Annotated in this window: 8 protein-coding genes; 4 read left to right on the forward strand and 4 right to left on the reverse strand. The window is 65.9% G+C overall.

The genetic code is table 11. The features are described from left to right. Positions 1-73 precede the first annotated feature (73 nt). From AC1D00_RS21195 to AC1D00_RS21205, 3 genes are all read left to right on the forward strand, one after another. Positions 74-832, forward strand: coding sequence for a M15 family metallopeptidase (locus AC1D00_RS21195; RefSeq protein ID WP_404556992.1), 759 nt, complete (start codon positions 74-76; stop codon positions 830-832). A gap of 20 nt (positions 833-852) precedes the next feature. After that, complete coding sequence (locus AC1D00_RS21200) at positions 853-2,496, forward strand: acyl-CoA dehydrogenase family protein (RefSeq protein WP_477012004.1); 1,644 nt, start codon at positions 853-855, stop codon at positions 2,494-2,496. Positions 2,497-2,634: 138 nt separating this feature from the next. Continuing rightward, entirely contained in the window at positions 2,635-3,405 is a 771-nt protein-coding gene (locus AC1D00_RS21205; protein ID WP_135177235.1) for a CPBP family intramembrane glutamic endopeptidase, read from the forward strand. Positions 3,406-3,414: 9 nt separating this feature from the next. Here the strand turns inward: AC1D00_RS21205 and AC1D00_RS21210 are convergent, their stop codons facing one another. Both AC1D00_RS21210 and ruvX read right to left on the reverse strand, forming a co-directional pair. Further along, entirely contained in the window at positions 3,415-4,338 is a 924-nt protein-coding gene (locus AC1D00_RS21210; RefSeq protein WP_477012005.1) for an AEC family transporter, read from the reverse strand. A gap of 4 nt (positions 4,339-4,342) precedes the next feature. Beyond that, positions 4,343-4,828, reverse strand: coding sequence for a Holliday junction resolvase RuvX (ruvX, locus tag AC1D00_RS21215; protein ID WP_477012006.1), 486 nt, complete (start codon positions 4,826-4,828; stop codon positions 4,343-4,345). A gap of 47 nt (positions 4,829-4,875) precedes the next feature. Here ruvX and AC1D00_RS21220 point away from each other — a divergent pair, with 47 nt between their 5' ends. Beyond that, positions 4,876-5,091, forward strand: coding sequence for a hypothetical protein (locus AC1D00_RS21220; RefSeq protein ID WP_404556985.1), 216 nt, complete (start codon positions 4,876-4,878; stop codon positions 5,089-5,091). Between the two features lie 51 nt (positions 5,092-5,142). Here AC1D00_RS21220 and AC1D00_RS21225 read toward each other — a convergent pair whose 3' ends face one another. Continuing rightward, complete coding sequence (locus AC1D00_RS21225) at positions 5,143-6,078, reverse strand: cyclase family protein (RefSeq protein ID WP_477012007.1); 936 nt, start codon at positions 6,076-6,078, stop codon at positions 5,143-5,145. Between the two features lie 208 nt (positions 6,079-6,286). Next, on the reverse strand, positions 6,287-6,556 hold a 270-nt coding region (locus AC1D00_RS21230; protein ID WP_477012008.1), incomplete at its 5' end, for a LysR substrate-binding domain-containing protein.

Consider the following 6,556-nt stretch of genomic DNA (forward strand, 5'->3'; position numbering starts at 1 on the left):
AAGCGCCAGACCCGGAATCTCGAGATTCCGGGTTCGATGCTTCGCATCGCCCCGGAATGACAGGGAAGTCTGGATGCGCTCGGCCAAATCAATTTTGATCGCACTTTTAGCGATCGCTTCAATCTCGTCCGCTTCAGCCCAATCGCTCCCCGGCGGCTTCGTCTATTTGCGCGACATCGATCCAACCATCATCCAGGACATCCGCTACGCGACCGCGAACAACTTTGTCGGCCGTCCGCTCGTCGGCTACGCTGCCGGCGAGTGCGTGGTGAAGCGCGAGGTTGGACTGCGGTTGAAGGCGGTCCAGCAGGACCTCGCCGCACAAAACCTGTCGCTCAAGATGTTCGACTGCTATCGGCCGGCGCGGGCCTCGCTCGACATGGTCGCGTGGTCGCAGAACGGCCGTGAGACGGCCGCCGAGCGGCGCTACAATCCCAGGATTCCCAAGACCGAGCTGTTTCGCCTCGGCTACATCGCAAGCCGCTCGCAGCATTCGACGGGTGCGGCGCTCGATCTCACCTTGGTCGATCTCAAAGCCGACAACGCCGGCAAATATGATCCGTCGAAAACCTATGCCGACTGCACGGCGCCGGTCGAGGCGCGGCCGCCGGAGGGCAGCGTGGACATGGGCACCGGCTACGACTGTACGGACGCGAAGGGCCATACCGCAGCACCGTCGATCACACCGGACCAGCGCGCCTGGCGCAAGCGGCTGGTGGCTGCGATGGCCAAGCAAGGCTTTGTGAACTATTCGAAGGAGTGGTGGCATTTTTCCCTGCCGGGGGCAGGCGGGGCGGCCTATGATTTCCCGATCCAGCCGCGGCGGAACTGATTCCGCGCCGGGGAAGCAAGATGACCCAGCCCAGCTTCGCAACTCACGAGGTTTTCAACCAATCGCCGCCGTTCGAGGATGTCGATCTGTTCGCCGTGGACCGGCCGCTGGTCGAGGCGGTCAAGGCCAATGGGGGCGCCAAGGCGGAGCGGGAGCTGTCCGAGTTCGGCAAGCACTGGGGCTCGGCCGCGATGGCCGATCGCGGGCGCGCGGCGAACGAGAACACACCCAAACTGCGCAGCTTCGACGCCAAGGGCAATCGCCGCGACCAGGTCGAGTTTCATCCCGCCTATCACGAGCTGATGGCGCATAGCGCGCATGCGGGCGTGCACAATTCGACCTGGACGGCGGAGGGGAAGCCTGCGGGCGATGCCGCCGAGGTCATTCGCGCGGCAAAATTCTACATCGCCTCGCAAGTCGAGACCGGGCATCTCTGTCCCATCACGATGACGCGCGCCTCCGTCGCCGCGCTGGCGATGCAGCCGGATCTGCTGGCACGCGTGATGCCGGTGCTGTCGACGAGGAGCTACGATCCGACATTCGCGCCGTGGTGGGACAAGCGCGGCATGACGCTCGGCATGGGCATGACCGAGAAGCAGGGCGGCACCGACGTGCGCGCCAACATGACGCGCGCGGTGCGCGACGGCGAGGCCTATCGCATCACCGGCCACAAATGGTTCATGTCGGCGCCGATGTGCGATGCGTTCCTGGTGCTGGCGCAGGCCGACGAGGGCTTGACCTGCTTCTTCATGCCGCGCTTTGCGCCCGACGGGTCGGTCAATGCGATCCAGTTCCAGCGGCTGAAGGACAAGCTCGGCAATCGCTCCAATGCGTCCTCCGAGGTCGAGTTCGTCGGCGCTTATGCGCAAGCGGTCGGCGAGGCGGGCAAGGGCATCCGCACCATCATCCAGATGGTGCAGCTGACGCGGCAGGATTGCGCAATTGCCTCCACCGGCCTGATGCGCTCGGGGCTCGCGCATGCGCTGCATCATGCGCGTCACCGCAGCGTGTTCCAGAAACATCTGGCCGATCAGCCCTTGATGCAGGCGGTGCTGTCGGACATGGCGCTGCATGTGGAGGCCAGCGCCGCCCTGGTGATGCGGCTCTGCCGCGCCTTCGACCGCACCCCGCACGATGCGGCGGAGGCCGCCTATATGCGGCTACTCACGCCCGCGATCAAATACTGGACCTGCAAGAGCGCGCCCGCCTTCCTCTACGAGGCGATGGAGTGCCTGGGCGGCAACGGCTATGTCGAGGACGGCATTCTGGCGCGCCACTACCGGGAGTCGCCGGTCAACGCGATCTGGGAAGGCTCGGGCAACGTGATGTGCCTCGACGTGCTGCGCGCGCTCTCGCGCGAGCCGGAGGCGGCGACGGCGGTGCTGCAATCGCTTGCCGCCGAGACCAAGGGTCTGCCGGGGGCAGGCGAGGCGGCGGCGTTCATCGGCAAGACCTTCCGCCGCGCCGACGGCGAGCGCGTCGCGCGGCTCGCGGTCGAGAAGCTGGCGCTGCTTGCGGCGGCCGCGGCACTCAACGGCGTGTCGCCGCGCCATGCCGAACTGTTCGCGGCCACGCGCCTCGCCGCGAACCACGCCAGCATGTACGGCGCGGTGGAGCTTGAGAGCGGTGACGTGCGCGCGCTGCTGGAGAGGGCGCTGCCGTGAAAGGGACGAGCTCTCTCCATTCCGTCATGGCCGGGCTTGACCCGGCCATCCACGTCTTGCTGCGCGGCATGGATGCCCGGGACAAGGCCGGGCATGACGACCTCCCGATGTTTCGCTGCTCCTGACGAAAGCCCCCTGATGGACTCCCTCAATCCCGAGCATCCGCCACTGATCATGACGCCCGCGGATCACGCGCCGCGCGTCTGGAAGTTCTTCGGCACGGCGCTGTGGGGCCTTCTCATCTTCGTCGCGATGTTCGTCGGCCAGGTCGGGGCGATCCTGCTGCTGGCCGCGCTGCGCGGCCTTCCGATCGACATGGCCTCGATCCAGTCGGTCGGCCGGGAGCCGGCAGCGCTCGCGCTGTCGGTCATCATGGGCCTGCCGGCGACGCTGGCGGCGGTATGGCTCGCCATCCGCATCAAGAAGGCCTCCTTCGTCGACTATCTCGCGCTGCATTGGCCGTCCTGGAAGCAGCTTCTGTTCGGCGTGGTCGGGCTTATCCTCGTCGTGCTGGCCTGGGAGACGATGTCGCGGAGCCTCGGCCGCGAGGCGACACCGGGCTTCATGACCGACCTGTTGCAATCGGGCCGCGACAAGGGCGCGGCCATCTTGCTGCTGTTCGCCTTCAGCGTGGCGGCGCCGATGTCGGAAGAGGTGCTGGCACGCGGCTTCCTCTATCGCGGCTGGTCGGCGAGCTTCCTGCGCGTGCCCGGCGCGATCATCCTGTCGTCGCTGGTGTGGACGGTCGTGCATCTCCAGTACGACATGTACTTCCTCGCCGAGGTCTTCACCATCGGCCTGTGGTTCGGCTACATGCGCCATCGCGCCAATTCGCTCTGGCTCACGATCGTGCTGCACGCGCTGAACAACATGACTGCGGTGGTGCTGACGATGTGGCTGGGGAGTTGAGGCTCCGCCTCAGGCCACCAGCGCAATTGCAATCGGCATCGTGACCGCCGCCAGGATCGTCTGCAGCGTGATGATCTGCGCCAGCAGCGGCGCATCGCCGCCCATCTGGCGGGCCAGCACATAGGCGCTGGGCGAGGTCGGCACTGCCGCGCAGATCGCGACGATCGCGAGGCTGTCGCCGGACAGCCCGAACCAGGCCGCAAGTGCCAGCGCCAGCACGGGCATCAGGACCAGCTTGAAGGCGACGCCGATCGTCGCGCTCAGGCTGGGACGCAGGAGGCCTTTGAGATGCAGGCCCGCGCCGGTGACGAGCAGGCCGATCGCCAGGGATGACCGGCTCAGCGCGTCCGCAACCTCATGCCAGATCTTCGGCAGCGGCAGGTGCGTCAGATTGACGACGAGCCCGATCGCGCAGGCCCAGATCAGGGGATTGCGGATCACCGTCGTCACGATCGTGCGCGCGGACTGTTTTTCCGGCGCGGCATAATGGGCGAGCACGGCGACGCTGAACACGTTGACCAGCGGGATGATCGCGACCATCGCGACGGATGCCAGCGCCAGCCCGACATCGCCGAACATGTTGGCGGAGACGGAGAGCGCCACATAGGTCTGCCAGCGCGTCGCGCCCTGGAAGATCGAGGTGAAGGCGGGGCCGTCGATGTCGAGCCGCGCCAGCGCAGGGCGCAGCGCGAGGCAGAGCAGCGACATCGCCAGCGCCGACAGCAGCAGCGCGCCGCCGACGCCGGCGACCGGCACCTTGGAAAGGTCGGCCTTCACCAGCGTCTGGATCAGCAGCATCGGAAACAGCACGAAATAGGTCAGCTGCTCCAGCCCGTGCCATTGCGTATCCAGCCGCATCAGGCCGTGCTTCAGCACCACGCCGAGCGCGATGAGGATGAAGACCGGCAGCAGCGCCGCGATCACGACGACCATGGGGTCAGCCGTTTCCGGCGCGCAAATTGGCGAGGCGGTCGAGCGCGCCCTGCAGGATGAAGATCGCGGCGTGCTCGTCGATCACCTCGGCGCGCTTGGCGCGGCTGACATCCATGCCGATCAACTCGCGTTCGACCGCCGCGGTCGAGAGGCGCTCGTCCCAGAGGCCGATGGGGAGCGTGGTGAGATTGGCGAGGTTGCGGGCGAAGGCGCGAGTCGATTGCGCGCGCGGGCCCTCGCTGCCGTCCATGTTGATGGGCAGGCCGAGCACGAAGCCGACCACCTTGCGCTCGGTCGCAATCGCCAGGAGCCGCGCCGCGTCCTGCTTGAATTGCTTGCGCTGAATGGTCTCGACGCCGGTCGCCAGCCGCCGGTCCGGATTGGACACGGCAACCCCAATGGTCTTGGTGCCCAGGTCAAGGCCGATCAGCCCTCCGCGTTCGGGCCAGTGGGTTGCAGCATCGACGAGGGGCAGGATAAGAGCGGGCATGGCGTTAGCGCATAACACGCGTCGCGCGGCGGGGTGAACTGGTAACAATGGATGCACTGACACTATTCGGCCTGTTTGCCGTGACGGCGATGCTGGTCTGCTATGCCCTGGAGGATCGCAGCCACTGGTTCGTGCTGCTGTTCGCGATGTCCTGTGCGCTGGGCTCCGCCTACGGCTTCCTGCAGGGCGCCTGGCCGTTCGGTCTCGTCGAGGCGATCTGGGCCGTGGTTGCATTGCGGCGGTGGCATCTGAGGCCGCGCTGACGGAAGGGGCGGGCGAGGGACCTGCCGCAAGTTCCTCGCCCGGGTCTCAGGTTAGCGGATCGCGATCGGGTTGATCATCGCCTGCACGCCGCCGGTCCAGCGCGGCTGTCCGAGCACGAACAGGAATTCATAGCCCTTGTCACGAGCGAGCGCGGCGGTGTCCATGTTCTCGAGGATGTAGGTCCCGTTCATGGCGAGCAGGATCTGGTGCACCTCGAACACGTTCTTGGACTCGAACGGCAGCACCTCGAGCGCCCAGGTGTCGGCGCCGATCGCGACGACGCCCTTGCCGGTGAGGTATTTCGCGCCTTCGACGCCGAGACCGGGCTCGCCGGCGGAATAGCGCTTGTCGTCCTTGCCGATCAGGCTGAGCCAGCCGGTGTGGAAGATCACGACGTCGCCCTGGCGGATCTCGACGTTCTGCTGCTTGGCGGCTTCCTCGATCTCCTTGACGTTGAAGGCGGTGCCTTCCTTCACCACGTCGGTTTTGAAATAGGCGGCCATGTCGAGCAGCACGCCGCGGGTGACCATCGGCGGCACCTTCTCGATGCCGAGCTTCTTCAGCCCGTTCGGATCGGCGAAATCGGCCAGCTTGTTGCCGTTGTAATAGACGTGCTCGATGCCGAGATGGCCGAGCCCGTCGAGCTGGCTGCCGATGCCGACCCAGGTGTCGAGGATGTCGTCATTGTAGGTGGCCTTGTTGGGACCGAGACCCGGGCTGCCGGCCTGTCCCGGCTGCACCACGGTGATCTTGAAGGTGCGTGGCGGATAGGCCGGCGTCTGCGACGTGACGGGAATGCCGAGTGCATAGGTCTTGCCGGTCTTCACCAGCGATGCCGCTTTCACCACGAGTTCGGGCGTCATGTAGTTGGCGGCGCCGATCTCGTCGTTCGGTCCCCATTTCGATTTGGTCCAGTCCTGTGCGCTTGCAGTTCCTGATATCGCCGACAACGCGGCGACACAGCACAACACGAGCGTATTGCGCATCGATAGTCCTCCCGATGTTTTGGCTTCGTTGTGGTTTTTGCGCTGGCTAGTCGCGCATCCTAACGTAGAAAATCCACGGCCTTCAAAGCTTTTCGATGTGCCGCGCTGCGACGGCTGAACGCAGCATCAGCTACGCGCCGCGTGGATCGATTCAAGTACGACAGATTTGTGACAGCGAATTTCGTAACGTGGAACACCCGCGCCTGCGTCAGGCCGCGATGACGTCGTCATCCGTCTTCAGGCAGGCCGCAAAGCCTTGAAGCGCGCTGTATTGATGGCCGGCGCTGCGCTGGATGAAGAGTGTCTCGACGCGCGCGTGCGAGGTGCTCAGCGGGTGGATCGACACGCTGCCGTTCATCGCGCTGCGCTCGACCACAGTGCGCGGCAGCAGCGTCACGCCCATGTCGGCGGCGACGCAGCCGATCATGCCGTCGAGCGTGCCGAGCTCGAAGCGCGCGGCCGACGGCCAGCCGAACTC

The organism is Bradyrhizobium sp. P2_E8, from assembly GCF_056403875.1.

Coding starts and splice junctions, on each gene's coding strand:
- AC1D00_RS21210 (WP_477012005.1), bottom strand. CDS start 4,338: ATGGTCGTCGTGATCGCGGCGCTGCTGCCGGTCTTCATCCTCATCGCG.
- AC1D00_RS21220 (WP_404556985.1), top strand. CDS start 4,876: ATGGATGCACTGACACTATTCGGCCTGTTTGCCGTGACGGCGATGCTG.
- ruvX (WP_477012006.1), bottom strand. CDS start 4,828: ATGCCCGCTCTTATCCTGCCCCTCGTCGATGCTGCAACCCACTGGCCC.
- AC1D00_RS21195 (WP_404556992.1), top strand. CDS start 74: ATGCGCTCGGCCAAATCAATTTTGATCGCACTTTTAGCGATCGCTTCA.
- AC1D00_RS21225 (WP_477012007.1), bottom strand. CDS start 6,078: ATGCGCAATACGCTCGTGTTGTGCTGTGTCGCCGCGTTGTCGGCGATA.
- AC1D00_RS21200 (WP_477012004.1), top strand. CDS start 853: ATGACCCAGCCCAGCTTCGCAACTCACGAGGTTTTCAACCAATCGCCG.
- AC1D00_RS21205 (WP_135177235.1), top strand. CDS start 2,635: ATGGACTCCCTCAATCCCGAGCATCCGCCACTGATCATGACGCCCGCG.